The 25,334-nt window shown below is 71.5% G+C and carries 21 protein-coding genes; 12 read left to right on the top strand and 9 right to left on the bottom strand.

Annotation, left to right across the window (positions count from 1 at the left end; genetic code table 11):
• Nucleotides 1–113 precede the first annotated feature (113 nt).
• Nucleotides 114–1,523, top strand: coding sequence for a peptidase C39 family protein (locus ACFYMO_RS18775; protein WP_366771944.1), 1,410 nt, complete (start codon nucleotides 114–116; stop codon nucleotides 1,521–1,523).
• A gap of 230 nt (nucleotides 1,524–1,753) precedes the next feature.
• On the opposite strand, the gene ACFYMO_RS18770 is transcribed toward ACFYMO_RS18775, so the two are convergent.
• Complete coding sequence (locus ACFYMO_RS18770) at nucleotides 1,754–2,149, bottom strand: MerR family transcriptional regulator (protein ID WP_360294367.1); 396 nt, start codon at nucleotides 2,147–2,149, stop codon at nucleotides 1,754–1,756.
• A gap of 394 nt (nucleotides 2,150–2,543) precedes the next feature.
• Here ACFYMO_RS18770 and ACFYMO_RS18765 point away from each other — a divergent pair, with 394 nt between their 5' ends.
• Nucleotides 2,544–4,046, top strand: coding sequence for a SulP family inorganic anion transporter (locus ACFYMO_RS18765; RefSeq protein ID WP_360294364.1), 1,503 nt, complete (start codon nucleotides 2,544–2,546; stop codon nucleotides 4,044–4,046).
• 187 nt (nucleotides 4,047–4,233) lie between these two features.
• A complete protein-coding gene (locus ACFYMO_RS18760; RefSeq protein WP_360294362.1) occupies nucleotides 4,234–4,419 on the top strand; it encodes a DUF1737 domain-containing protein in 186 nt (61 codons plus the stop codon).
• A 96-nt stretch (nucleotides 4,420–4,515) separates the two neighbouring features.
• On the opposite strand, the gene ACFYMO_RS18755 is transcribed toward ACFYMO_RS18760, so the two are convergent.
• On the bottom strand, nucleotides 4,516–5,748 hold the full coding sequence (locus ACFYMO_RS18755; protein ID WP_388547516.1) for an MFS transporter: 1,233 nt from the start codon (nucleotides 5,746–5,748) through the stop codon (nucleotides 4,516–4,518).
• A 54-nt stretch (nucleotides 5,749–5,802) separates the two neighbouring features.
• On the opposite strand from ACFYMO_RS18755, the gene ACFYMO_RS18750 reads away from it, so the two are divergent.
• From ACFYMO_RS18750 to ACFYMO_RS18720, 7 genes are all read left to right on the top strand, one after another.
• Complete coding sequence (locus ACFYMO_RS18750) at nucleotides 5,803–6,639, top strand: helix-turn-helix transcriptional regulator (RefSeq protein ID WP_366772045.1); 837 nt, start codon at nucleotides 5,803–5,805, stop codon at nucleotides 6,637–6,639.
• 155 nt (nucleotides 6,640–6,794) lie between these two features.
• The gene (locus ACFYMO_RS18745; protein WP_366771942.1) at nucleotides 6,795–7,166 is read left to right on the top strand and encodes a peptidase inhibitor family I36 protein; all 372 of its coding nucleotides are present in this window, start codon (nucleotides 6,795–6,797) and stop codon (nucleotides 7,164–7,166) included.
• Nucleotides 7,167–7,660: 494 nt separating this feature from the next.
• Nucleotides 7,661–8,089, top strand: a complete 429-nt coding sequence (locus ACFYMO_RS18740) for an Asp23/Gls24 family envelope stress response protein (RefSeq protein ID WP_366771941.1) — start codon at nucleotides 7,661–7,663, stop codon at nucleotides 8,087–8,089.
• A gap of 441 nt (nucleotides 8,090–8,530) precedes the next feature.
• The gene (locus ACFYMO_RS18735; protein WP_366771940.1) at nucleotides 8,531–9,130 is read left to right on the top strand and encodes a hypothetical protein; all 600 of its coding nucleotides are present in this window, start codon (nucleotides 8,531–8,533) and stop codon (nucleotides 9,128–9,130) included.
• Between the two features lie 5 nt (nucleotides 9,131–9,135).
• Entirely contained in the window at nucleotides 9,136–10,122 is a 987-nt protein-coding gene (locus tag ACFYMO_RS18730; protein ID WP_388547511.1) for an SRPBCC family protein, read from the top strand.
• 263 nt (nucleotides 10,123–10,385) lie between these two features.
• Nucleotides 10,386–10,898 carry a hypothetical protein gene (locus ACFYMO_RS18725; protein WP_366771938.1) on the top strand — a complete coding sequence of 171 codons (513 nt, stop codon included), beginning with the start codon at nucleotides 10,386–10,388 and terminating at the stop codon, nucleotides 10,896–10,898.
• Between the two features lie 352 nt (nucleotides 10,899–11,250).
• Complete coding sequence (locus ACFYMO_RS18720) at nucleotides 11,251–12,489, top strand: PP2C family protein-serine/threonine phosphatase (protein ID WP_366771937.1); 1,239 nt, start codon at nucleotides 11,251–11,253, stop codon at nucleotides 12,487–12,489.
• Nucleotides 12,490–12,860: 371 nt separating this feature from the next.
• Here ACFYMO_RS18720 and ACFYMO_RS18715 read toward each other — a convergent pair whose 3' ends face one another.
• The 5 genes from ACFYMO_RS18715 to ACFYMO_RS18695 all read right to left on the bottom strand — a co-directional run bounded on the left by ACFYMO_RS18715 (nucleotide 12,861) and on the right by ACFYMO_RS18695 (nucleotide 20,336).
• A complete protein-coding gene (locus tag ACFYMO_RS18715; RefSeq protein ID WP_388547507.1) occupies nucleotides 12,861–13,937 on the bottom strand; it encodes a hypothetical protein in 1,077 nt (358 codons plus the stop codon).
• A 173-nt stretch (nucleotides 13,938–14,110) separates the two neighbouring features.
• Entirely contained in the window at nucleotides 14,111–15,808 is a 1,698-nt protein-coding gene (locus tag ACFYMO_RS18710; RefSeq protein ID WP_388547505.1) for a nickel/cobalt transporter, read from the bottom strand.
• The gene (locus ACFYMO_RS18705; protein ID WP_388547502.1) at nucleotides 15,805–17,190 is read right to left on the bottom strand and encodes a tetratricopeptide repeat protein; all 1,386 of its coding nucleotides are present in this window, start codon (nucleotides 17,188–17,190) and stop codon (nucleotides 15,805–15,807) included. The genes ACFYMO_RS18710 and ACFYMO_RS18705 overlap by 4 nt, the downstream gene beginning before the upstream one ends.
• A 108-nt stretch (nucleotides 17,191–17,298) precedes the next feature.
• The gene (locus tag ACFYMO_RS18700) at nucleotides 17,299–18,936 is read right to left on the bottom strand and encodes a DUF4331 domain-containing protein (RefSeq protein WP_388547499.1); all 1,638 of its coding nucleotides are present in this window, start codon (nucleotides 18,934–18,936) and stop codon (nucleotides 17,299–17,301) included.
• A 995-nt stretch (nucleotides 18,937–19,931) separates the two neighbouring features.
• Entirely contained in the window at nucleotides 19,932–20,336 is a 405-nt protein-coding gene (locus ACFYMO_RS18695) for a YrhK family protein (protein WP_366771932.1), read from the bottom strand.
• Nucleotides 20,337–20,628: 292 nt separating this feature from the next.
• On the opposite strand from ACFYMO_RS18695, the gene ACFYMO_RS18690 reads away from it, so the two are divergent.
• On the top strand, nucleotides 20,629–21,786 hold the full coding sequence (locus ACFYMO_RS18690) for an acyltransferase (protein ID WP_366771931.1): 1,158 nt from the start codon (nucleotides 20,629–20,631) through the stop codon (nucleotides 21,784–21,786).
• A 93-nt stretch (nucleotides 21,787–21,879) separates the two neighbouring features.
• On the opposite strand, the gene ACFYMO_RS18685 is transcribed toward ACFYMO_RS18690, so the two are convergent.
• Together ACFYMO_RS18685 and ACFYMO_RS18680 are read right to left on the bottom strand one after the other, a co-directional pair.
• On the bottom strand, nucleotides 21,880–23,292 hold the full coding sequence (locus ACFYMO_RS18685) for a polysialyltransferase family glycosyltransferase (RefSeq protein WP_388547494.1): 1,413 nt from the start codon (nucleotides 23,290–23,292) through the stop codon (nucleotides 21,880–21,882).
• Between the two features lie 3 nt (nucleotides 23,293–23,295).
• Nucleotides 23,296–24,261 carry a glycosyltransferase family 2 protein gene (locus tag ACFYMO_RS18680; protein WP_388547491.1) on the bottom strand — a complete coding sequence of 322 codons (966 nt, stop codon included), beginning with the start codon at nucleotides 24,259–24,261 and terminating at the stop codon, nucleotides 23,296–23,298.
• Between the two features lie 502 nt (nucleotides 24,262–24,763).
• Between ACFYMO_RS18680 and ACFYMO_RS18675 the strand changes: the two genes are divergently transcribed.
• On the top strand, nucleotides 24,764–25,219 hold the full coding sequence (locus tag ACFYMO_RS18675; RefSeq protein ID WP_366771928.1) for a VOC family protein: 456 nt from the start codon (nucleotides 24,764–24,766) through the stop codon (nucleotides 25,217–25,219).
• Nucleotides 25,220–25,334 lie beyond the last annotated feature (115 nt).

The raw sequence follows: 25,334 nt of genomic DNA, 5'->3' as shown, positions 1-25,334 counted from the left end.
CGATAGTTGGCTTCCGCGTACGGCCCGGACCGGACCGCAGGGCAGGACCGCGTACGACGCCGAGCACCACCGTGAGGCACCATCGCACCGACCCACGACTGGGGGCACTCCGCATGACCAGCAGATCCGCCAACCGCCGTACCGTCCTGGCCGCCGCCGTCGCCGTGGCCGCCTCGGCGGGCGCGGTTCCCACCGCTCTGGCAGCCGACGCCCGGACGGGTGGAACCACCGGCGCGCCGCACCCCGGCCGCCCGCCCCGGCCGGGTCGACCCGGGAAGGCGGGACAGGTGGAGTTCCACGACTGGGCCTCCCGGCGCGACTGGGCCACGGGCGCCGCCGACGGCACCCGGGTGCGGTCGGGCAGGCGCCCCGGCATCGTGCTCGGGAACGCCGCGGGCACCACCTCCTACAGCGATCCGCACACCGGCAGGAAGGCCGACTGGGAGTACGCCACCTGGACCTCGCCGCGCCACACCTGCGCCGTCCCGGCGAGTGAGGCCATCGCCTCCTGGAACGCCCACACCCCCGAGGGCACCTGGATCCGGGTCGAACTGCGCGGCAGCTACTCGGACGGTGGGCACACGCCCTGGTACACCATGGGCATCTGGACCTCGGGCGACGGCGACGACGTACCGCGCCGTACCTCGGTCGGCGGCCAGAAGGACGGCAAGAGCACCATCTACACCGACACCTTCGCCGTGGACGACCCCGCCACCGGGCTCCGCCTGACGTCCTACCGGATCCGCCTGACCCTCTACCGGGCCCCGGGCAGCCGCGCCACCCCCACCGTCTGGCGGGCCGGCGCGATGTGCTCCGACGTGCCCGACCGCTTCGAGGTCCCCGCCTCCGAGCCGGGCCTCGGCCGGGACGTCGAGCTGAAGGTGCCGCGCTACTCGCAGGAGATCCACAAGGGCCAGTACCCCGAGTACGACAACGGGGGAGAGGCGTGGTGCAGCCCCACCTCCTCGCAGATGATCATCGAGTACTGGGGCCGCAGGCCCAGCGCCGAGGACCTGGCCTGGGTCAACCCCGACTACGCCGACCCGCAGGTCTGCCACGCCGCCCGGTACACCTTCGACTACCGGTACGAAGGCTGCGGCAACTGGCCCTTCAACGGCGCCTACGCCAGTACCTACCGGGACATGAACGCGGTCGTCACCCGCATGAACTCGCTGAACGAGGCCGAGGAACTCGTCGCGGCGGGCATCCCGCTGATCACCTCCCAGTCCTTCCTCGAGTCCGAACTGGACGGCGCCGGATACGGCACCTCGGGTCACCTGATGACCGTCATCGGCTTCACCGCGTCCGGCGACGTCATCGCCAACGACCCCAACTCACCGGACAATCCCTCCGTCCGGCACGTCTACCGGCGCCGGCAGTTCGAGAACATCTGGCTGCGGACCAAGCGCAAGAACGCCGACGGCAAGGTCGTCGGCGGCACCGGCGGCATCTGCTACCTCTACTTCCCGACGAAGCTGACCGGCGCCCAGCGGCGGGTGCTGCGCAAGCACGGGGTGTGCTGAGCCAGTCGGGCAGGTGATCGGCGTACACCGCGGCCACCGCCTGACGGCAGCGCGGTTGCCGTCAGGCGGTGGCCGGCTTGTGCCGCAGTGCGCGCGGGGCGCACGGGGGCCCGAGCCACCGACGCGTCCGGCGCCGAAGCCCTCGCTCCCGCCCGGCCCGGGGGGGAGGCACTGACCCGCAGTCGGGGCCCCGGCCGGACCAGCCAGCCGTGCCCGCTCACCCCGCGGCTCTACGAACCCAGGCGCCGGCGCAGGGTGGAGGCGAAGTCCTCGGCCATCTCCAGGCGGGCGCGCAGCGTCTCGCAGCGCTCGTCAGCCACCTTGCGGTACGCGTCGAGCCTTTCGCGGAGCCGCTCGCGCTCCTCGTCGGCGGGTGGGTCGTCCGTGGCGGCGATCCGGTCGGTGATCTCCAGCAGGTCCCGCATCTCCTCCAGGGAGAAGTCCAGCGGCTTCATCCGGCGGATGACCATCAGACGCTCGACATCGGCCTCGGTGTAGAGCCGGAACCCGCCCTTGCTGCGGGCGGAGGGGATGACGAGGCCGACTTCCTCGTAGTGGCGGATGGTGCGCAGCGACAAACCGGTCCGTTCGGCGACCTCACCGATCTGCATCTGCCGCTCGCTCATGGCCGCGTCTTCTCCTTCTGTCATTCGCTGTTTTCGAAGACGGGACGACTCCGCCTGTGCGTGAGATGAATCACAGGATCTTGAGGGGGTTTACCTGCAATTCACAGCCCACGGGTCGCACTCTGCCCTCACGTCAGGGTAGAGTTTTCAGGTGTTCGCCTCCACCGTCCCGTACACGGTAGAGGTGATCTCGCCGTAGCGAAGGCCCCGGCGGGGGCCCGCCGGCGCCCGAGTCTTCCGGGCAATGATGCCCGATCGGCAACCGCGCGGTTGCCGCCCTGGTCCGGCGACCGCGCTGAGGCGGCCGGGCCGCCGGATGTTCCCGCTCCTTGCGGAGCCAGTACGACGCGTGTGCGTCCACGGCCTGGACGCGCGCCTGAACAGAAACGGTTGCATGTCCTCACCGCTTCCCGTGGCTGCCAAGCTGCGCCTGTCCAAGCCGGAATGGCTCGCCTCTCCCAAGGTGCTGCGCACCGAGGTGCTGGCCGGTCTGGTGGTGGCCCTCGCGCTGATCCCCGAGGCGATCTCCTTCTCGATCATCGCCGGCGTCGACCCGAAGGTCGGCCTGTATGCCGCCTGTGTCATGGCCGTGGTCATCTCGTTCGTCGGCGGCCGCAAGGCGATGATCTCGGCCGCCACCGGCGCCATCGCCCTCGTTGTCGCACCGCTGAACCACGAGTACGGGCTGGGATACCTGATCGCCGCCGTCATCCTCGGCGGTGTCTTCCAGATGATCCTCGGGGCTCTCGGCGTCGCCAAGCTGATGCGGTTCGTCCCCCGCAGCGTCATGGTGGGCTTCGTCAACGCGCTGGCCATCATGATCTTCATGGCCCAGGTGCCGGAGATGACGCATGTGCCATGGCCCGTATACCCGCTGATCGCGGCGGGACTGCTGCTGATGGTCCTCTTCCCGAAGCTCACCAAGACGGTGCCCGCACCGCTTGTGTCCATCGTCGTCCTCACGGTGATCACCCTTGCCGCGGGTGTCGCGGTCCCCACAGTCGGCGACAAGGGCAAGCTGCCCGGCTCCCTTCCCGTCCCCGGCCTGCCCGATGTGCCCCTCACCCTGCACACGCTCACCGTCATCGCCCCCTACGCCCTCGCACTCGCGTTGGTCGGTCTCATGGAGTCGCTGATGACGGCCAAGCTGGTGGACGACATCACCGACACCCACTCCAACAAGACCCGTGAGTCGGTGGGTCAGGGCGTCGCCAACATCGTCACGGGCTTCTTCGGCGGGATGGGCGGCTGCGCCATGATCGGCCAGACCATGATCAACGTGAAGACATCCGGCGCGCGCACCCGCCTGTCCACGTTCCTGGCCGGAGCCTTCCTGCTCGTGCTGTGCATCGCCTTCGGCCCCGTGGTCTCCGACATCCCCATGGCAGCGCTCGTCGCGGTCATGGTCCTGGTGGCCGTCGGCACCTTCGACTGGCACTCGATCCAGCCCAAGACCCTCAAGCGCATGCCGGCCGGTGAGATCGCGGTCATGGCCATCACGGTCATCGTGGTCGTCGCCACCGGCAACCTCGCCATCGGCGTCGTCGTCGGCTCGGTCACCGCCATGGTGATCTTCGCCAAGCGGGTGGCCCACCTCGCCGAAGTCACCGGCGTCGTCGACCCCGAGGGCACACAGGTCGTCTACGCCGTCACCGGCGAGCTGTTCTTCGCCTCCTCCAACGACCTCGTCTACCAGTTCGACTACAAGGGCGACCCGGACGACGTCGTCATCGACCTGTCCGACGCACACATCTGGGACGCCTCCTCCGTCGCCGCTCTCGACGCGGTGGAGACCAAGTACGCGGAGCGCGGCAAGCAGGTCACGATCATCGGTCTGAACGAGCCCAGCGCCACCATGCACGAGCAGCTGGCCGGGCAACTGAACGGCAGTCACTGACCAGTCGGCCGCCGCCCGGTGCCCGCCACGGAGCGTCCGCCCGGCAACCGGTTCCTCACTGTCCGCGCCCGCACCGCCTGCCGGACGACGGGCTCCACGTCCGACGCGCGGTCGTCCCCACGACCCGGGGAGCGAAGGAGCTGGGGGTGTTCATGGAGGCCCGGGGCCTGCGTGGGATCCTTCGCCTATGAGCACACCCCCTGAGGGATGGCCCCTCTACCGGGTCTTGACCGGGCCGGACGATGCCGCGTTCTGCCACCGTGTGAGCGAGGCGATGGGCATGGGCTACGAGTTGCACGAAGGCCCCGCCGTCACTTTCGACGGGGAGAACGTCGTCGTCGCCCAGGCGCTGGTCTGGCCGACGCGGTCGTAGGGTCCCTGAGAGCCCCGCCCGCCGTCGCCGAGAGCGGCGGCGGGCAGCTCAGGTGCGCTCCTCCGTGGCGCCCCTGCCGAACGGGAGCGGCTCGGCTCAGCCCCGGCGGGACTGCCGGCCGGGCTCCGCGGCCGTCGCGCCCGGCTCCGCCTCCGCGGCGGCCGGGTCCCCAGGCGGGCCGGACGCCGGGAGCGGTGCGGCCGGTTCCGGCAGCGTGCGGAACAGCAGCCAGCACAGCACCGGCATCAGGGCGAGCGGGGCCAGGGCGGTCCGCAGCGAGGTCGCGTCGGCGAGAACGCCGAGCGGGGGACCGGCCAGGCCGCCGACGCCGACGGCCAGCCCGAGTGTGATCCCGCCCGCCGTGCCGACCCGTGAGGGCAGGTAGTCCTGGCCCAGGGTGACCTGCAGCGAGAAGGGTACGTAGAGACCGGCCGATGTGAGCGCCACGAACAGGTACAGGGCCGGACCCGGCACCACCAGCACACCCACGACCGCGGCGGTCGCGACCAGGTAGGACCGGCGGGCGACGGTGACCCGCCCCCAGCGGCCCGCCAGGGTGCCGCCCAGCACGGAGCCGGCCGCGCCGCCGAGGTAGAGCACGAACAGGGCCGCCGTGCCCGCCGCGGACCCGCCGCCCGTCCGCTGCTGCGCGTACAGCGAGAGGAACGTACTCAGTCCCACGAAGACGATCGAGCGGCACACCACGGCCAGCGACAGCCGCATGAACGCGGCCCGGTCGTCCGCTCCGTCCGTCCGCGCCGCGGAGCCCCCGGCAGCGTGCCACCGACCCAGCACCCGCAGCACCGGCAGGCACAGCACGCTCCCGGCGAGCGCGGGCAGCACCAGCAGCGGAGTCAGGCGCAGTCCGCCGGTCCCCACCACCGCGCCGACCATCAGCGGGGCGACGGCGAAGCCGAGGTTGCCGCCCGTGGAGAACCACCCCATGGCGCTGTGGCTGCCGCGGGACGCGATCCGGGCGATCCGGGCGGACTCGGGGTGATAGGCGGCCACACCGATCCCGGAGACGGCCACGAACAGCACGGTCGCACCGTAGGAGCCGCTGGTTCCGCTCAGCGCGATGCCCGCGCCGCCCACCAGCGTGCTGACGGGCAGGAGCCACGGCATCGACCAGCGGTCGGTCAGGGCACCGAACGCCGGCTGCACCACCGAGGACAGCAGGGAGGCGGCCAGCACCAGGCCGGAGACCGTCGCGTAGCCGTAGGCGCGCTCGGCGACGTAGAACGGGACCAGGGACGCCACCGCCCCCTGGTAGACGTCGACGCAGGCGTGCCCGACGGACAGCAGAGTGATCGAGAGGTTTCTTCGCACAGCGCCATGCTCCGGGCCGGCGCGGCTGTCGGGCTTCCGATAATCTGCCGAATGATGACGGATGCCCGCCACACGCCGATCGCTCCGACGCACACCCGGCGACTGGCCTCCGGTGGCGCGATCGACCCGCACCGGCACGACGACCACCAGATCGTCTACGCCGGGCGCGGGGTGCTGATCGTCACGACCGGCTCCGGCTCCTGGGTCGCCCCGGGGAACCGCGCCATCTGGGTGCCGGCCGGCACGGTGCACGCACACGAGGCCCGCGGGGAGCTCGACCTGCACCTGGTGGGGCTGCCCGCGACCGACAACCCGCTCCGCCTGGACGCCCCCACCGTGCTCGCCGTGGGCCCGCTGCTGCGTGAGCTGATCATCGCCTACACCCGCGCCCCCGAAGACGAGAGCCCCGAACGCACCCGGCTGCGCGCGGTGCTGCTCGACCAGTTGCGCGCCTCCCCGCAACAGCCGCTGCACCTGCCGGCGCCGTCCGCACCCGCACTGCGCGCGCTGTGCGGGATCCTGCGCGCCGATCCGGCCGACGACCGCACCCTCGCCGACCTCGGCCGCCAGGTCGGCGCGAGCGAGCGCACCCTCTCCCGGCTGTTCCGCGGCGACCTCGGCATGACCTTCCCGCAGTGGCGCACCCAACTGCGGCTCCAGCGGGCCCTGGTCCTGCTGGCCGAGAAGGAGCCGGTCACCGCGGTGGCCCACCGCTGCGGCTGGTCGTCGACCAGCGCGTTCATCGACGTCTTCCGGCGCACCTTCGGGCACACCCCGGGCTCCCACCCGGCGGACCGACAGCCCCGGCCGCATGCCCCGGGGGCGACGGGAGGAAGCGGCCCGGACCGGCGCGGAAGCACAACCGTAGAGAGCTGCCGAGTGTCCAACTGATGGGCCGACGGGCCCTTCGAGTGTTCGGCTCCGCCCCTCGGAGGCTGCTGCGCCGCATGCTCCGAGGGGAATGGACGAACCGCAGTGACCGGGTATCGACCGCACAGCGCCACCGACCGGCGTGCACTCCCGAATCCGTCCCGGAAGGACATCCGATGCGCAAGTCGACCGTCGCAGCTCTCACCGCCTCCGGCGCGTTAGCCGGCATCATCGGCCTGGCGCCCACCGCCTCCGCCGAGGCCAGCCCGCCCGGCTGCCCCAAGGGGTACTTCTGCGCCTGGAGCGGACCGGACCAGACCGGTTCGCTGGTGCTCAGGACTGCGGGCAACTGGAGCGGCAGTGTCGCCTTCAGGTCCGTCTTCAACAACGGTTACGCCTACCCCGGCGCCGATCATGTCGACATGACCTACTGGTACGAGGGGACCGCCACCTCCTGTTTCCATTACAACCCCGGTCCCGGCCAGTACGAATGGACCGCCTACCGCACGCTCGTCGTCCAGAGGGTCGTGTGGCGGGGCGAGTGCTGAGGGTGCCGTAGGACGCGCCACCGGCTGCCGCGTGACGCCTCCCCTCGGTGGGGCGGCGGACTCCGCGTGGCCTGCCTCCCCGTCTTCGGACCACACCATCACGGCATGCGCCGGTGCCCGGGCCGTCCCGCGACGTCCGCGCGGGACGGCCCCCTTCGGCGACAGTTCCCACCCGGGAGGCATCGGGTGGGAGGCGGCACCGTGGTGACGTTGCGTACATTTCCGGCTACGGGGGGTGATGGCTCGGCGGCGAGGAGAATCGGCGGGGATTCCGGCGGTGGGGGCCTGCCCAGGAGGGGCGCGGGTCAGTCGGGGCAGCGCTGCCGGTCGGTATCACCGCAGGTCAGTAGGGCTTCTTCGGGGTGAGGACGGGATGCCGGCCCCGGATTGGCGTTCATGCCGTCGCAGGCGGAGGGTGGAGAGTGTGGCCGAGCAGCCGGGATGCAGTGCAGTCGGCCGACGGGCCCCGGCGATCCGGCCCTTGGAGGTGCATCATGGCTGACGGCAACCAGCAGGACCCGAAGAACCGGGGCACCACCACCGTCTCCGGCACGGTGGTGGCCAAGACGGCCGGTATTTCCGCCCGCGAGGTGTCCGGCGTCCATGCCCTGGGCGGAGCAGGGGCGCGTGCCACCGGAGCGGTGCGCCGGCGTGTCGGGGGTGAGGGCAGCGCCGCTCAGCAGGGCGTGTCCGTCGAGACCGGTGAGCAACAGGCCGCGATAGACCTGAGCGTCGTCGTGGAGTACGGCGAGCCGGTCCATCGCGTCGCCCAGCGTGTCCGGGAGCACGTGATCTCCACGGTGGAGAACACCACCGGTTTCGAGGTCGCCGAGGTGAACATCGTCATTCCCGATGTCGCGCTCCAGGAGGACGAGGAGGGCGACGAGGAGAGCGGCGGGGCCAGCGGGCGTCCGTTGCGCTAGACCCGGCGGGACCGCGGATCCGCCGACGAGCCGCCCACGCCGCCCCTCGGGTTGTGCGAGCGCTGTTCGAGTCGGCCGTCTTGCGATCCGGCGGAACCCTGTTCGACCTGCCGCGGGATGGCGGGGCGGCCTGTGACGCATATGCACAGCAGGACATGCGGCCGAGAAAGACATATGTACACAATGGTTATATGTCTGATCATCAGTGCTGCCGAGGCGTAAACCGGCACCGGCAGCATCACCGTCACCGCCCCGCCGGGCTCCACCCTCCCGGCAGCGCCGGGTCGGCCGATCCGGGCTTCCCGTCCGAAAGAACTGCGCGCGGAATCCTGCTCCAGGGGCGGTGAACCGCTCCCAGTGCCTGTTGGCAGCACCTTTCCGAACCGTTCCGAGACCCGCGACGGCATGGGGTACCAGCCGAAGGAGCCCGAGGAATCAGCCATGGAAGACAGTTGCAAAAAGGCGGTCATCGCCGCCGTTGCCGGTGGATACCTGCTCGGCAGGACGAGGAAGGCGAAGCTCGCGCTCGTCCTCGGTTCTGCGGTCGCCGGGCGCCGACTGGGGCTCGACCCGCAGGAACTGGTGAGCAAGGGCGTTCGGAAGCTCTCCGAGACTCCGCAGTTCGCGGCCCTCACCGAACAGGTGCAGGAGGAATTGCTGAGCACCGCGCGCACGGCCCTCAGTGCGGTCACCAACAGGCGTATCGAGTCCTTCACCGAGTCGCTCCGCGGACGCACCGAGAGCCTGAGCCCCAAGGAGGCGGCGGACGGTGAACAGGAGAGCGGCGAGGGCGAGGAAGAACGGGACGAGGAAGTCGAAGAAGAGCCCGAGGAAGAGTCCGGGGAGCCGCGGCGCAGACCCGCGAAGAAGGCACCCGCCAAGTCGGACGGCGGTGGCCGCCGACCGGCGAAGCGCTCCGGCACCGGCGCGCAGACGGCCTCCGTCCGGTCGGGTGGGCGAAAGACGGAGAGTTCGTCCGCCAAGAAGACCTCAGGCGGATCGGACAAGAGGTCCGCCGCTCGTTCGAGCCGCAGGAGGTGAGTGGCGTGGCCGGACAATTGCAGAAGACGAAGCCGGACGAGGGCGGCCCCTCTCCTCTCGATCAGCTTCGTGAACAGGTCCTGGAGTTCTTGGGGGCAATGGGCAAGCAGGCCGTCGGCAAAGTGACGGACAAGCTGGAGAGCGTGGCGGACGCAGACGGCGGCCTCGGCAAGCTGCTGCCGGGGAGTGAGGGTGGCGGTGCTCTCGCAGGCGCCGCGGAGGCCGCGGCCAAGGGGGAGAACCCGGTCAAGGCCGTCGTCAAGGAGAAGGCCAAGGGAGCCAAGGACAAGGCGGTGGGGAAGGCCAAGGAAGCGGTCGGTATGGACGGTGGCAGCAGCGAAGCAGGCGACCTGAAGGCCATCAATATCATCGAGCACGTGGACATCGGCCGGCCGCTCCGCGTCGTCTACAACCACTTCTCGCAGTTCGAGAACTTCGGCACCTTCACCAACGGCGTCAGCAACGTTTCGGTGGACGACGAGGACGAGACCACCACCGACTGGAAGGTCCGCGTCTGGCCGTCCACCCGAAGTTGGAAGGCCACCACGCTGGAGATGGTGCCGGACGAGCGGATCGTGTGGACGTCGGAAGGGTCGAAGGGCACCACTCGCGGCGCGGTCAGCTTCCACTGGCTGGACGAGAAACTGACGCGGGTCACAGTGGTCGTGGAGTACTACCCGTCCGGCTTCTTCGAGAAGCTCGGCAACATCTGGCGGGCTCAGGGCCGCCGCCTTCGTCTCGACCTCAAGCACTTCCAGCGCTATGTCACTCTCCAGGCCGAAGAAGTGGAGGGCTGGCGGTGCGAGATCCGCGACGGCGAGGTCGTCCGGAGTCATGACGAGGTGGTGCAGGAGGAGCAGGAGGGGGAGGACGAAGAAGGGCCCGCTGAGGGCGAGGAGAACGAGGAGAACGGCGAGGACGAGAACGGCGAGGACGAGAACGGGGAGAACGAGAATGAGGAGGACAGCGAGGAGGAGGGCCGTCAGCGGTAGGGCCGGCCCTTTGCGCGCTCGCCACCGTCGGCCGGGGCCGGTCATGCGCCGGTGTCCGTCTTTCCGACCCCGGTAGCTCCGCAGGAGACCGGGGGATACAGGTTCAGGACAGGCCCGGGAACCGCCCCGGCCTGGCACCGACGCCTGCCTCGCGGCCCGGCGGACCCGCCGCGGGCGGCCGGTACCACGAGTGGCGCCCCACGGGTCCGCTGTCGGAGTGCGCATGCTCCTGGAGATCCCACTACAGCCGGAGAAGGGCCACAATGCATGCCGACAAGCTGGCGATCTATCTCAACGACCATCTGGCCGGCGCGACTTTCGGTACCGGACTCGCGCGTCGGATCGCCCGCCGGGGCCGGAACGGGGCGCACGGGGCCGAGTTGGAGCACCTGGCCGAACAGATCGCGGAAGACCGGAACTCCTTGCTGACGATCATGGGCGAGCTCGGCCTGCCCGTCCGCCGCTACAAGATCTACGGCGGCAGGGTGGCCGAGTTGCTGGAGCGCCTGAAGCCCAACGGCGTGCTGCACGGACCCTCCGGGCTGAACAGCCTCATGGAACTGGAGACGTTGAGGCTGGGGGTCGAGGGGAAGGCCCTGCTCTGGCGCACCCTGTTGCGGACGGGGCAGCGGGAAGGCGCGCCGGACGAGGACCGGATCGGTCAGCTGCTCGAGCGAGCCCTGGAACAGATCGACACGCTCGAGGCGCTGCGCCTGGTCGCGGTCGAGGCGAACTTCTCCCCGGACGTGTACAGCACCGCACCGGGCAAGCGGTGACACGGCGGGAGGAGACCGGGCCGCCGGACAGCCCACGCCCATGCCGCAGTAGTCCGCTGAAGGCAGGCGCCCCGCCGCTCCCAGCGGCTGCGTCCCGCACTTCGCCGGCCACTGATCGGCCACGGGCGGCCGCGCTCGACCGCTCCTGGTCCACAGCCGCGCCCTGTTGATCGGCGCTGCCGCGGTCGGCCCGCTGCTGTACGGGGAGACTTCGCGAGCCGGACACGCGCCGCGGCGCATCCGGATGGAGGGAGGGCCCTCGTGACCGTCCGTACCCTTCGCACCGGCCGCCGTTTGACGCTGACCACGGTGGACTCCAAGCTGACAGGAGGGGGAGGGAAAGGAGCGTGCCGTGAGTGGTGCGCACGGTGAACTCGCCCGGCTCCTGACGACCGCTGAGGCGGCCGCGCCGGTGGAGGCGGTCGATGTGGTCGCCGAGGACCTGCGGCAGCGATTCCAAGCCTCCGAGGTCTCCTTCCTCATCGTGGATCTGACGGGCAGAGCCGTGATGCGGCTGGCCCGCTCCGCTGCGGCGGGGGCCGGTTCCGCCGCAGCGGAGCGGATCATGCTCCGCGGAAGCCCCTATGAGCAGGTGATCCGTACGCAGCGGCTGTATCAGGAGGGGACCGGACAGGGACGGAGAGTCATCGTGCCGGTGACCAACCGCGGCGATGCGATCGGGGTGCTGGAACTCCGCCTTCCGGCCGGCGTGGACGAGCGGACCCTCCAGGAGGTCGGGGAAGCCGCCCATGCCTTGGCCTACATCGTCATCGCCAACGGACGCTTCACCGATGTCTACACCTGGGGCAAACGCACCAAGCCGCCCACGTTGGCGGCGGAGATCCAATACCAGTTGCTGCCCCCGTCCCTGTCGTGCGAAGCCGCGCAGTTCGCCCTGTGCGGGAACCTGGAACCCTCCGAAGATCTCAGCGGCGACACCTTCGACTTCTCCCTGGACCGTGACGCCCTGCACGTGTCGGTGACCGACACCATGGGGCACGATGTCGAGGCCGCTCTCGCCGCCACGGTTCTGGTGGGCGCCTTGCGCGGCGCCCGGCGGGCCGGAGCCGGCTTGGCCGATCAGGCCCGCCGGGCCGACGAAGCGCTCGCCGGGTACGGTCGTGGTCACGCCACCGGTCAACTGCTGCGTTTCGATCTCCGCAGCGGGCGGGCCCGGTTCGTGAACGCAGGCCATCCGTGGCCGCTGCGTATGCGGGACGGCACAGTGGAGGAAGTCACCTGCGAGGTGGATCACCCCTTCGGCCTCCAGATCTCCCCGTCCTGGGTCTACCGTGTCCAGGACCTCGAGATGCGCCCTGGCGACCGACTGCTCCTGCTCACCGACGGCATGCTGGAGCGGAACGCCGAGAGGGTGGATCTGGCCGCCGTGCTGGAGCGCACACGGAACCTGCATCCGCGGGAGATCACGATGGCTCTGACGACCACAGTTCTGCACGCGTGCGGCGGGCGGCTCGAAGACGACGCCACGGTGGTCTGCCTGGACTGGTACGGACCCTCCGAGTCCCAGCGGTGTGTCAGCTCCGGCGCTGACACGCGGAAAGCCTCTCCGGAGCGCCGCACGACACCGTAGGCCCCGACACCGTAGCCGGGATGCAGGACCCCGATGCAGGACCCCGGCCGGGGGCTCCTGCCGCAGGTCCGGTGTCGAGGGGCCGTCTCTCACCGCCCCGGCGCGCCGGCACACCGATCCGCGGGCGACCGGCGGTCGCCCGCGGATCCGGACGGGCTCAGACAGCACCCGGTGTGCGGGCGCCCGGTACGCCGCTACGCCGGTGGATCGTGCGACAGGCTGCGGCGCACCGCGCGGAAGACCGATGTCCGGTGCCGTGCCGCCCCCAGGTACCCTTCCTGCTCACCAGTGCCAGTCTGCTCACCAGAACCTCGAGAGCACGGCCGGTCGGCCTCCACCACGGAGGAGGCCTCGATGTCCGGGGCGGACGTTCATGGCGGCCGTTCCCGCTCGCGGCCGCGGAACGAGGACTTGCGCCTGTGTGAGGCCCGCCCGGCGGATTCGTCTCTGCTCCCGGAGCCGGAGCTCTTCTTCGTGGTCCGACCCTCGGCCCCCGAACCGCGGCCCGAGCTCCCGCCGGACTGTCCGCCCGTGGAACTCCTCACCGCACGCCCGGCCGCCCCAGCCGTCTCGGAGGCCGTGCCCCCCACCTCCCCTACCGCCTCACCGGCGCCTTTGCCGACGTCTTCCGCGGCTTTTCCGGCGCCTTTGCCGACGTCCTCGACGGCTCCGCCCGCGCCTTTGCCGACGTCTTCCGCGGCTTTTCCGGCGCCTTCGCCGACGTCCTCGACGGCTCCGCCCGCGCCTTTGCCGACGTCCTCGACGGCTCCGCCCGCGCCCTCCCCGACGTCCTCGACGGCTCCGCCCGCGCCTTTGCCGACGTCCTCGACGGCTCCGCCCGCGCCCTCCCCGACGTCCTCGACCGCCTTGCTCGCGCCTTTGCCGACGTCCTCGACGGCTTCGCCGGCACCCTCTCCCAGCTCGCCGACCGCCTTCCCGGCGCCGCTGCCCAGGCTCTCCGCCGCGGAGCCGACGCCGGAGGTGATCTGCTCCAGGATCTGGGGGTTGCGGTCGATGGTGGACAGCACCCTGCCCACGATCGCCGCGACGTTGTCGAGCCGGACCTTGAGCAGGGCCTGCGCCTCCACGCCCTTGATGTCCAGCTCGACGCGGCCGAGTGACACATCGGCGCCGACGTTGAGCTTGAGGAGGTCCAGGACTTCAGCTTGCAGCGAGACCCGGGCTTGCAGATCCTCGACCTGCAGATCGATCTCCTCGACCCGTAGCTGTGGTACGTCCAGCAGAACGTCCGGGTCGTCGGACCTGCCGGCCGGCTGTGCCGACGGGGATTCCGCGAGTTCGCCTTCCAGAGGCTCTTCGTCCTCGTCCTCCTGGGTCCACTCCGCGTCAGTCGCTTCCTCGTCCTCACGCTCGCCGTCGTCGGAGGAGACGCCACGCTCGTCCTCGTCCGTGTCCGGCTCAGCGTCGTTCTCGCCGCGCTCCCGCATGTCGCACCTCGGAGTGTCTACGCTGTATCCACTCATTTCACCCTAGAGGGGGCGCCCGGATTCCGCGCCCGGGAACGACCCTCCGTGCCGGCGGCACGGCACGGGTGCTGAAGGGCGTTCGGGGCGCACGGCGGCTCGGGAAGAACCGCTTCGCGGACCACCTCTGCGCTCGTTCACAGGCTGCCGAAGAAGGCGCGTGCCGTCAGCCCGAGGCCGACAGCCACCACGAGTCCGGCCGTGAGCGCCGGGCCGCGTCGGCCGAGGTGGGTGACGACCCGGGAAGATGCCAGCCGGGAGAGGCGCTGTGAGCCGGTCAGCGCGTCGCGGAACTTCACCAGCGCGACACCCGCCGCGGTCAGGGTGAGCGCCATGCCGAGCCCATAGCCGAGCACGAGCAGCACTCCGAAGGCGGTACGTCCCAGCGCCACGGCCCCGAGCAGCACGACGAGCGCGGAGGGGCTGGGGACGAGTCCGCCCGCGATCCCGACACCGATCAGGCCGCGTCGGGCGTGGGTGCGGGCGGACGGGGGAGCGGCGCCGGGACGGGCCCGGGCCTCGGGTTCGGTGGCTTCCGGGGCGGGGGCCAGCACGGCGACACCGCCGTGCGCTTTCTCGTCGGCGTAAGGCTGCTCCGGGTGCGGGGGTCCGGGGGCGTGCTCGTGCCCGTGCGAGTGCCCCTGGCTGTGGCCGTGCCCATGACCGTGGCCGTGCCCGTGCCTACGGCCGTGCCCGTGCTCGTGCTGGTGCCCATGGCTGTGGGAGTGACCGTGGAAGTGGCCGATGCCGTCGCCGCCGCCCCGCAACGCTCCTTTCAGCAGCGCCAGACCGATGCCGGTGACCAGCAGTCCGCTGGCGACTCCCAGCCATCCCAGCACCGACTCGCCCGCCAGACGGGTCGTCAGAGGAAGGGCGAAGCCGAGGACCAGGACTCCGGCGGTGTGGGTGAAGGTGACTGTCGCACCGACGGTCACCGCGTCCCGCACGCTGCCGCGCCGTCCGGCCAGATACGCCGCCATGATGGTCTTCCCGTGGCCGGGCATGGCCGCGTGCGACGCCCCCAGCACCAGGGAGAGGGCCAGCGCCAGCAGTCCCACCGGCAGGGTCAGGGTGTCGGCACCGACGAGGGAGTCGAAGAGGTCGGTGACCCGGGTCAGCGCCGCGGTCAGCGGCCCGGCGCCCGGCAGTTCGGCGGGGACGGCGGGAGCGCCGTCCCCGCCGGCGCCCGGTGCGGTCCGCAGCGTCGCCGAGCGCTGGTCGAGGGGGTCGGCGAGCAGGTCCGCCGGGTAGTGCCGCAGCTCGTCGGTCGCGGACGACGTCGGCAGCGGAGACGAGGACAGCCGCACGCCGCTGCCTTCGGCGGTCATCTCGTGCCAGCCGACGCTCTTTCCCGCGAAGGAGTCGGTGACCTCGACCCGCGCGGGGGAGGAGAGGTCGGCCGGACCGGTGAGGTCGCAGTGCAGCCGGCTGGTCCGCAGCCCGGCCTGGCCGGGGTGGCGGGTGAAGGCGCTGCTGCGCACGCGCCAGTGGACTCCCCGGTCGTCGATCTGCGCGGTGACCTTCCGCGCCAGCTCAGCGCACTGTCGGCGGGCGTAGGCGGTTCGTTCGGCTTCGGAGGTCCGTCCGTCCGCGTCGGCGTCGACGGCCGGCAGCTCCTGGGCCGCCGCGATCTCGGCCCGGTCGACGACGGCCGTGACGTCGATCCGGTCGGTGAAGAGGGTGAACCCGGAGTAGTGGTTGACGGTGAAGTTGCCCAGCGGATGAGCCTGCGCCGTGGGCGCGCCGCCCAGGAGCAGCAGCGCCGCCGAGGCGGCGAGGACCGCCGCCCGCGCGGCGGCCGGCAGGGGAGTCCCGCGCCGCGTACGGCCGTTCATGCCTCGGCTCCGATCCTGGTGAGTGTCCGGCGTGCGGCCGGTGCGTGGAGCGGGTGGAAGTGCGGGTCGGTCCGCAGCGCCGCCCGCAGATCGGTGCGTGCGGCCGCGCGGTCCCCGAGAGCGTGGTGGATCATGCCGCGGTGGTAGCGGTAGAGGGCGCTGCGGGTCCCCAGGCGCAGGGCCTGCTCGGCGTGCGAGAGCGCCTCGCGGTCGCGGCCCGCTCGATGCAGTGCCCAGGCGTAGGCATCGTGACTGGCGAGGAACGGGCGGCTGCGCACCGCCCGGCGCCCGAGCCCGACCGCGCGGTCGGCGTCGCCGTGGTCGGCCTCGAAGAGCACCGCCTCGGCGTCGTCCCGGACCCCGGCCCGCTGCAGAAGCCGCTCCTGGGCCCGGTACAGGGCGTATTGCCGACGTGCCTTCCCCAGGTGCCCCCGTGCCTGCTGGAGCTCGCCCAGCGCGATCACGTAGGCCGGCTGCGGTACGTGGGCGATGGCCTGCTCGAAGTCGGCCACGGCCGCGGTCGGCCGGCCGAGCGCGGAGCGGGCCCGTGCCCGCACTTCGAGGAGGTCGGGATTGTCGGGAACACTGCGCAGGCCCGCGTTCGCCTCCCGCAACGCGGTGGAGGGCGCACCGGACCGCAGGGCCAACCCGGCCAGGTGGTAGCGCGCGAAGGCCGTGTCCCCGGGGTCCGACGCCGCCTTCAGCGCACGGCGCATCAGGGCACGTGCCCGGTCCGTCTCGCCGCGCAGCTCCCATGTGTAGGAGGCGCGGGCGAGCGAGGGAGTGCCCGGCTGGAGGTCGACCATCTTCTGGACGGCCTCGAAGGATTCGCGGTATCGGCCGAGTTGGGTGTACGCATCACCCAGCACTCCCCGGGCGGCCGCGTTGGCCGGATTGGTCCGCGCCGCACGGCGGGCCCACCGCAGTGCGTCGCGGAACTCGTGGCGGCCCGCCGCCAGCGCTCCCAGCCCCACTTCCGCGGTGAAGTTGTCCCGCGGCTGCAGGTCCAGTGATCTGCGCAGCGACTTCTCGGCCTTCGGGTAGTAGGCGGGATCGGCCGTCGTCTTGGCCTGCTGCACGTACTCCAGCCCCAGCTCGGCCCATGCCCGGGGGTTCTTCCCGGTACGGCGGATCTGCTGCCGCAGCGCCTCGATCCGGCGCTGGGCGGTGTCCTCGGAGGAGGCGGCAGGGGCGCGTCCCCCGCCTGTGGGCGGGTCGGCCCGGTCCGGCGCGAGGCCCAGGGCGCCTGCCGCGAACAGCGCGGTCCCCAGGGCGAGGACGGCACCGGTTCTGCGCAGGTGTCGGCGCCGCGCTCGCCGCCCCGGGGCGTGCGGGGCGGGAGGGGCGCTGTCGGTGGGGCGGTGCGGCGGTGCGGCGGTCACGGAACCCCCGGAGGTCGGCTGTGGCGGGGTGGGGCAGAGGGGACGGACGGCCTGCGTGTCCCGGTCGGGTACCGGATGTCCGCAGGCCGTCCGTGGTGGGCGTTCGGGTCACGCGGTGGTGCGGTGCTCCCGTCCGGACCTGCGGCGCCGGAGGCGCAGACCGCCGGCACCCAGCAGCAGTGCGCCGAGCGCGGCGAGCCCGGCCGGGGCGGCCGCTTCCTGCGGCACGCCCAGGAAGCCCGCCCGGTCGCCCTCGGCGGCGGACTGCCGTGCTCCGCCACCGGGACCGGCTTCGTTCACGCTCTTGGTGTGCGGCAGCGCCACGTAGGGGAAGGTCTTCCCGAAGGCGCGATCGTTCGCATCCACCTGGTCGCCGTCGGCCAGCGCCTCGACCAGCTTGCCCGTCTGGGCTGCGCCTTCGACCGCCTGCAGGGAGATGTCGACCACGTCGTCCGTCAGCCTCCTGCCGTTGGGGAAGCCCGCCAGGTCTCCGCCCAGCACCCCGAGGCGGTCGGGCTTTCCGGCCGGGGCGACGCCCATGTTCAGTCGCAGCTCTTCCGCGGGGACGATCCGGTCCCGGTCGGCGTCCTTGTTGAGGCGGTGGGCGTTGAGGTCCGCCTTGATGGGGCCGCACGCCTTGCAGATGCCGGTCAGATAGATCTCCGCCAGGTCCTCGCGCGGGGTCTCGGGCGCGGGGACGCCGTAGACCTTCTCGATGGTCTTGGGCAGGATCGGGTCGTAGACCTTGTCGACGACCGGCTGCACGGTGCGGTCCTGGTCGGGGGAGATGCTGTTGAAGGCGTCCTTGTACTTGCGGGGCACCACCACCTCGTTGACCAGGGGGTTGCCCAGCCGGGAGACCTGGCGCCAGCGGTGGTGCCGCTTCGCCTCCCGGCCCTCGAGGACGCCGGCTCCCTTGCGGTCGGTGGTGGACCACACGCCGATGACGGGATTGCGCCCGGCGTCGCCCTCCAGTGCCAGGTGCTTCTTGGGCACCTGGACGGCGAGCGTGTTGACGTTGTAGCCGGCCAACGTGTCCTTGCCCCGCTCGCTCAGGTCCCCGCCGTAGAGCAGGTCGAAGACGCGGAGGTCGAGGAAGAAGGAGTCGTCGGCCTGGCCGCTGAACGCCCTGCCGCCGCCCGGCAGCCGGCGTACGGCCTGGTCGCGGAGTTTGCCGTAGTCCGGCATCGAGGCGGGTCCCACGCGGGACGGGGCCACGGGCGCGTCGTGCAGCAGGGTGCGGGTGCGGCCGTCGGCGCGGGTGACGCGCAGGTCGTAGGTCTGCTTGAACAGCAGGTCCGGGTCGTCGAAGCCGGTGACGACGCCCTTGTTGTACAGGAACTGGCTGCCGGCTTCCTTGGTGCGGTTCCGGAAGGCCCAGGTGTACGTGGTGTCCGGGCGGCCGTCGCCGTCACTGTCGATCTTGATGTGGTAGCGGGCGTCCTCGGCGAACGGGTAGAAGTTCGGCCCGCCGTTCGGCTCCTCGAAGGGGATCCAGTTGGCCACCAGCGTGACGGTGTCGGGCTTGTCCGGGCTGGTGAACGCGTAGACGTCCGTGTTGTCCGCGCGGGGGTCGCCCGAGATGAGCGGGGCCTCCCGGTGGCTGGACGCCGCGCTGGTGCCCGGCGCCAGTCCGGTCACGGCGGCGGCGGTCGCCAGGATTCCGACGCCTGTCGTGACCAGGGCGCGGTCGAACGCCTTGCCGTCGGGCAGGCGGAACCTGCGGGTGGATGAACGGTTTCTCATGGGGTCCTTCCGGTCGGCCGCCGGCATCGGGTCGAAGGCGTGACTGCTGCCGGCTGATCAGCCCGGTCAGTACCTCGGTCACGGCGATCCGCTGGGCGGAGAGAAGTCCGCGGAGCCGATCGGCGCATCGCCTTTCTCCTGTGCTCCGCAGGGCAAGCAGAAGTAAAGCACTGAATTTCGCAATCACCGGTAATTCAGTTCCCGTGTGTATCCGAAGGCCTGGGGTACGGCGTCCTGTGGAGTGTGATTGTGGGCGTGGCATACCTGTTGCACATGGGTTGCAAGAGAATTGCAGGCGGATAGGAATTCGCAGGTCGGCGAGGGTGTGACGGGGGTGCACGGCAAACTCCCGCGCTCCGCTCCGGGGGTGCACGGCGAGCGGAGATGTCAACGAGGAGGGGCGAGGTCGCTGCTTTCGGGTGATATGTGGCGGCCCGGCCCATCCGGTGGCTTCATTGCCCCGAATCGGGGGTGACGGGCAGTTCGGCCGGTCCGGGCGGCACCGAAGGGCTCCGCGACTGTGACGGGAGGCGGGTGACGTGCGGGGTGTCCCGGGTGCGGCGCCGCTCGGAGCGGCCCCGTGGCGCTCGGAGCGGGGTGCGGGGCTTCGAAGCCCTGACGAAAACCTCACAGGAGCGCGATAAATATATTGGCTCATGCAAATCGACGGAGTTCGATATAGCTGTAACGACGATATGTGAGCAGGAGATCTCGGTGGCCTCGGCCCTGCGGCGGGCTGCGCATTTTTCATGCGTGGAAATATGCGCTGGAAAGCGATGTGCTTGAAGTCGGTCAGCGGAAAGCCGACCCCCGCATCGGGCGCGGAACCGGTGCGCGCGGGCGGCCGCACCGTCCCGGGCCTGCGGGACGGTGCGGCCGCCCGTCGGGCGCGGGTGACCGTGCCCGGGGCGGCGGGTGCCGACGCTCGGGCTGCCGCGCCCCTCGTTCGCCGCGGGGCGTGGAGGAGCCCCGGCCCGTCGTCGGCGTCCCGCCGGTCAGTAGTCCTGCGAGGACGCCAGGTGCGCCGCCTCCGGACTGCCGCCCACCCGGCGGAGATGGACGTGCCGGCCGAGCCGGATGACCGGGCGGACGAGGAGCTCGACGCTCCCTATGAGGAAGCACCAGGTGCCCGGCACGGTCCACGCCTCGGAGAAGAACATCACGCTGCCGACGATGAACCAGAGGGCGATGAGGATGTCGTTGACGATGCTCGCGGTGGCGTACCGCCGGCGGATCACCAGCTCCTCGTGGCCGATCTGCACGGTCAGCGGACGCGCGGACGTCTCCCGGCGCGGCGGCCGGGGCGCGCCCGCGAGCCGGTGCGGGCCGGGTTCGCCGCCGTCGGCAGAGGCGGTCGTGGACGCGGTCGTGGACGCGGTCGTGGACGCGGATTCGGACACCTGCGGGAACCTCCTGGAACGGGACGGCCGGACGTCGTCGGACACCCCGGCAACCGCGCACCGCTCGCGCGGGAGGATGCTGACGACCCTCTGCGCCCGTACCCGGCACCCCGCTGCCTGAACATGGCGACCGCCGCTGTCCGGTGCGCGGCACGGGCCCGGCGGAGGAGTTCCGCTGCTGTTCCCCTCGCGTACAGGTTGCGGGCCCGGGCGGCTGGCACGCTCTTGCGGGTCCGCCTCGCCGGTGACCGGCGAGGCGGCACAGGAAATCCTCGTCCTCTCAAGGCTGGGCATGTCAACTGATGAAGTTTCCGCGGGCCCGGTGACCCCGCCCGCGAGTCCGGTGGTTCCTCCCGCGGATCCGGCGGCCGGCACCGTCGTCACCGAGGCCGCACCCGCCGGGCCGGCCGCCTCCGGGCAGGCGCCGCGGGTGCGCCGCGAACACCGCTTCGACATCGACCTGCTGCGGGTGATCTGCGCCTGCGCGGTCATCACCGGGCACGTCGGCGGCGAGTGCATGCTGGCGGTCGGCAAGAGCGCGGAGAACGGCCGGGCCGTCTACTGGACGGGCCTCTTCCTCGACTCGGTGACCAGCTGGGCCGTTCCGATGTACTTCGCGATCGCCGGCTGGGCGGTGCTGGTGGGGGCGCCGCCGCGGAACGGCGGGACGCTGCGCAAGCGTTCGCTGCGCATGATCATCCCGGTGGGTATCTGGTCGGCGGTCTATCTGCTGTGGGGACGGCTGCGGGACACGAACGGCGGACCGACCTCGAAGCTGGCCCTGGACGCGCTCTTCGGCACCGTCCAGCCGGCCTTCCACCTCTGGTACTTCTACGCCCACGTGCCGCTCATCCTGATCCTCGGCTTCGTGATGCTGCTCAAGGCGGGCAAGAGACCCTGGGGCGTGGTGGCCGCACTCGTGGTGATCTCGGCGGGCCCCACCGCCTTCAGCGATCTGGCCCGGCTCACCGGCTGGGACGTGCCGCGCTTCGGCTGGCAGGTCGGCAGCTACTCACTCGTCTACGCCGTGCTCGGAGCCCTGCTGCTCAGCCTGCCCGCCACCCGGCGCAGGCACCGCGGCTGGTGGCTCGCGGGTGCCCTGGCGGCCCTGGGGCTGGTGCTCTGGTCCCAGGACCGCATCCACTTCGTGATCCCCAATGCCAGCATCTTCGTCGCCGCGCTCAGCGTCTGCGTACTGTTCGCCGCCAACGGGGTGCGGATCCCCGAGCGGATGCGTCCGACGCTGACCAAGCTGACGGACGCCGGGCTGGGGGCGTTCATGTTCCATGTGCTGCTGCTGAAGACGATCTCGCCCGCGTTCGTCTCCGCCGACCGCGGATGGCTGGGCGCGGCGGGGGCGGCGGCCGCGCTGACGGTCGTCACAGTGGTGCCGTCCTTCGGCCTGAGCCTGCTGTGGGGGCGGTTCAAGCTGCGGCGCTACCTGGGATAGGCAGCCGCCACCGGGCGGCCGCGCCGGGCGCGGTCCGACGGAGGGAGGGCCGGTGCCGGACAAACTGTCCGGCACCGGCCCTCCCTCCGCGCGTCATCCCCGTACCGCTGCCTGCGCCGCCCGGATCCGGCGGGCCGCCCAGCGCGCCGACGGGCTGGTCCGCAGCAGCCTGGCCCGGACCGACGTACCGCCTCCCGGCAGGGCGAGCGCGGTCAGTCGGCGGCGCTTGAAGTAGCGTTCGGTGCCTTCGCCGAGGTGCTCCTCCAGCCAGGCGGCGGCCTCCTGGCGCAACTCCGGATGGAGCTTGGCCTGCATGCAGTAGCCCACGGTCCGCACCAGTGCACCGAGTTCGCCGGCCCGCTCGGCGACGGTGGGGGCGTCCTCCGTGCGGTCGGCCGGCTCGGGCACCGCGAAGTCGACGATCGTGACGGGAACGCGGTTGCTGTTCTGGTAGGGCGTCAGCCGCTCCAGCAGCGTCTCCGTGCCCACCCTGGCGATCGCGATGCCGTAGTAGGCGGCCGCGGTCAGCAGCGCGGTGGAGAAGCAGCCGACGACCAGGCCGGGACGGCAGCGGTCGTACACGGCCTCGGCCAGCACGGGGCCTTCCAGGACGTGCAGCCGCACTCCCGCCCGGGCGGCTTCCTGCTCCAGGACGCGGGAGTAGCGCGCCGGAGCGGTGGGATGGGGCTTGAACACCACACACGAGTGGCCCGCGGCCACCGCCCCGCGCAGCATCCGCGCGTGCAGTTCTTCCTCCTCCTCGGGCGTGAGGATGCCCAGTGCCGCCAGGTACTGCCCCAGCAGCACGGCGCTCGGGCGGTCCCGTGCGACGCGGGCCAGCTCCGGCTCCCCGGCGGCGGCCTCCCCCAGTTCGCCGAGCACCTTCAGGAACGCCTCGTCGGGCACCGCCTCGGGCACGACGGTGTGCTCCGCCAGCAGCAGCGGGCGCAGGCCGGGCACCAGGTCGAGGTGCAGCAGCCGCCGGACGCGGCAGCCCAGCCACTGGGGGAGTCGCTCCCGGGTCGGGCCGTAGCTCATCAGACCGTCGGCGTAGACGTGCACCGCACTGCCGCTGAACACGGTGGCCAGCGCTTTGGCCGGACTGACGTGGACGGATTCGACCACCAGCTCCACCGGCGCGCTGCCCAGCCCCCAGGCGTGCCGGAACATCCGCTCCCACACCGGTGCCTCGTCCCGCAGCGGGGCCCAGGTACTGGGGTGGTACGGCTGGATGGCCTCGTTCCAGTCGACGATCTCGTCGAACCGCGCCGCCAGCCGCTCGAAGCCGTTCATCGCGGGGAGGCGGGTGGCCGCCTCCGGAGTGGCGGCGTTGTTGGAGACCAGGAGGATGCGGCGGGCCGCGTCCGGCTGCCCGAACTGCCCCGCGTCCACGGCGGCGGCCAGGGTCGCGGCTCCGTAGAGCGTGGAGACCTCGAAGATCTGGACGGGGCGGGCGGAGCGCGGGTCGGTGCGGCGCTGCTGCGCACTTCCACGGGGATCCGGCATCGGTCAGGCCGCCCTTCCGGTCGCGCGCATGCGCTGCAGTCTGTCGGCGCGTGCGTGGTCCATTCCCGCCAGCGTCCGGTCGAGCACGTCCTGCGGCATGTGCTGCAGCGCGGCGGCCGCCTTCTTCTTCAGCTGCCGTGCCACCGGGGCGTGGTAGCGCCGGATGTTGGCCAGATGGAAGGCGATGAGCGCGCAGTAGGTCCGCACCGCCTTGGGCAGGAAGCGGTCCCCTTCCGGATCGGCGGCCAGGTCGGCGAGGAGCGCGTCGTGGGCGGGGATGAAGTCCAGTTGCCGGGCGTCCCGGATCTGGGTGAGCGAGGTGGTCACCCCGCGCCGGTAGAACACCCCGAGCAAGCCCGAGACGGCGAACGAGCGCGCCGCCAGGTGCAGCCGCCAGGTCCACAGCCGGTCCTCTGCGGTGCGCAGGTCGGCGGCGAACCGCAGCGCGCCGTCCTCGAACAGGGCGCGGCGGTAGACGCCGGCCCAGACGAACGGGTAGTCCACCATCGTCTCCGCCTGCGGAGGAGCGATCACCTCGCGCGGGTGCAGCACCCTGTCGCGGACCGGAGCGGGCGCGCGGCGCACGACGCGCTTTGTGCCGGTGCTCTGCACGTGGTCGGTGCGCACGAAGTCGCAGTCCAACCGCTCGATCACCCGGACGAGTTCGTCGAGGTGGCCGGGGCCGTACCAGTCGTCACCGTCCAGGAAGGTCAGGTAGTCGCCGCGGGCCGCCTCGATCCCGGCGTTGCGGCTGCGGGCGATGCCCCGGTTCTCCGCGTGCCGGATGACGGTGGAGCCGGGAAGACGGTGCTCCCACCGGTCCAGTATCTCCGGGGTGGCGTCCGTGGAGCAGTCGTCGACCAGGATGAACTCCGTTGCCGGCCCCGCGTTGTTGGCGAGGCTCCTCAGGGTGTCTTCCGCGAATTCCTGCACATTGTGGCACGGCACGATGACGGAGAGTTTGGGCATATGTGATCCAGAAAAAAGGGTGAAGTGGGCGGGACGGTGAACTGGCAGTGAATTCCGGCGGTCGACAGTGTGAAAGAAGAATTGCTCCGGCCGCTCTCCGGGCCGGGCTGGCGCGAAGTGCTCGGATGTGCGGCACAAGTGGTGAGCCTACCCTCTGAGCAAGGGTTCCCTGAAGGCCGCCAACGGTTGCCGGTCCTCTTGCGCCGGCTGCGTATCCCCGTGTCGGAAAGCTGTCCGTGCGGCCGGTGAATTCTCGGTGGCCCGCATTCTGCTCCGGTCGGAATTTCCGTTGAACAGCAGCACCCCCCCGCGGTGGGCTGTATTCCCCGGTGCTTTTCGCCCGCCGGGCGGTGAAGCGCTCGGGATGCCCGCATCGCCCCGGTCGCCTAGGCTCGAAGCACATGCGGCCGGCCCCGGCCGCCGGCCGGGTGCGCATCGGGGCGCGGAGCCTGCCGGTGCTCTCCACCGGTGTGCGGCCGCCCCCAGCGAAGGAGCGCGTGCCATGCCCGAGAGCCGATCGAGCGGCAACGCCTTTCCCGCGCCCAGCGAGGGAATGGCGGTGACCGTCTTCCTCACCGTGAACGATGTGGCGCGCTCGCGCCGCTTCTACAGCGAGGTGCTGGGCGGCGAGGTCGTTCTGGAGGAGAACCCCTGCACCGTCCGGCTCGCCAACAGCTGGGTCATCATGAACCCCGGCGGCGGCCCCACCCCCGACAAACCCGGGGTGACGCTGCGGGCCCCCGAGAGCCTGGAGACGGTCTCCAGCTTCATGAACCTCCGGGTGGCCGACATCCAGGCCGTGTACGCGGAGTGGACGGCCAAGGGCGCCGAATTCCTGACCCCGCCCCTCGACCGGGAGGCCGAACTGCGCTGCTATCTGCGCGATCCGGACGGCTATCTGATCGAGGTCGGTCAGGCGACCGGAATGCTGCACGGACACTTCGCCCGCCGGGACTGACGGGCCCCCGCACCCGCGCCGGACAGGGACATTCAACGGGACGGCCCGGACCTACGCGCAGGTGCGCCGTGCCGGGAGCCACTGCTCCCGGCACGGCGCACACGGTGCCGCGGCG

The organism is Streptomyces sp. NPDC007025 (assembly GCF_042869455.1).
GTDB lineage: Bacteria > Actinomycetota > Actinomycetes > Streptomycetales > Streptomycetaceae > Streptomyces.
The sequence above is the reverse complement of the archived record's forward strand: the minus strand, read 5'-3'. Positions and strand labels throughout refer to the sequence as shown.

Excerpts from the sequence above, each read along its gene's own strand:
- ACFYMO_RS18685 (WP_388547494.1), bottom strand. The coding sequence starts at position 23,292 with ATGCCGGATCCCCGTGGAAGTGCGCAGCAGCGCCGCACCGACCCGCGC.
- ACFYMO_RS18770 (WP_360294367.1), bottom strand. The coding sequence starts at position 2,149 with ATGAGCGAGCGGCAGATGCAGATCGGTGAGGTCGCCGAACGGACCGGT.
- ACFYMO_RS18690 (WP_366771931.1), top strand. The coding sequence starts at position 20,629 with ATGTCAACTGATGAAGTTTCCGCGGGCCCGGTGACCCCGCCCGCGAGT.
- ACFYMO_RS18775 (WP_366771944.1), top strand. The coding sequence starts at position 114 with ATGACCAGCAGATCCGCCAACCGCCGTACCGTCCTGGCCGCCGCCGTC.
- ACFYMO_RS18740 (WP_366771941.1), top strand. The coding sequence starts at position 7,661 with ATGGCTGACGGCAACCAGCAGGACCCGAAGAACCGGGGCACCACCACC.
- ACFYMO_RS18710 (WP_388547505.1), bottom strand. The coding sequence starts at position 15,808 with ATGAACGGCCGTACGCGGCGCGGGACTCCCCTGCCGGCCGCCGCGCGG.
- ACFYMO_RS18725 (WP_366771938.1), top strand. The coding sequence starts at position 10,386 with ATGCATGCCGACAAGCTGGCGATCTATCTCAACGACCATCTGGCCGGC.
- ACFYMO_RS18675 (WP_366771928.1), top strand. The coding sequence starts at position 24,764 with ATGCCCGAGAGCCGATCGAGCGGCAACGCCTTTCCCGCGCCCAGCGAG.
- ACFYMO_RS18715 (WP_388547507.1), bottom strand. The coding sequence starts at position 13,937 with ATGCGGGAGCGCGGCGAGAACGACGCTGAGCCGGACACGGACGAGGAC.
- ACFYMO_RS18735 (WP_366771940.1), top strand. The coding sequence starts at position 8,531 with ATGGAAGACAGTTGCAAAAAGGCGGTCATCGCCGCCGTTGCCGGTGGA.
- ACFYMO_RS18680 (WP_388547491.1), bottom strand. The coding sequence starts at position 24,261 with ATGCCCAAACTCTCCGTCATCGTGCCGTGCCACAATGTGCAGGAATTC.
- ACFYMO_RS18750 (WP_366772045.1), top strand. The coding sequence starts at position 5,803 with ATGACGGATGCCCGCCACACGCCGATCGCTCCGACGCACACCCGGCGA.
- ACFYMO_RS18700 (WP_388547499.1), bottom strand. The coding sequence starts at position 18,936 with ATGAGAAACCGTTCATCCACCCGCAGGTTCCGCCTGCCCGACGGCAAG.
- ACFYMO_RS18765 (WP_360294364.1), top strand. The coding sequence starts at position 2,544 with ATGTCCTCACCGCTTCCCGTGGCTGCCAAGCTGCGCCTGTCCAAGCCG.
- ACFYMO_RS18760 (WP_360294362.1), top strand. The coding sequence starts at position 4,234 with ATGAGCACACCCCCTGAGGGATGGCCCCTCTACCGGGTCTTGACCGGG.
- ACFYMO_RS18745 (WP_366771942.1), top strand. The coding sequence starts at position 6,795 with ATGCGCAAGTCGACCGTCGCAGCTCTCACCGCCTCCGGCGCGTTAGCC.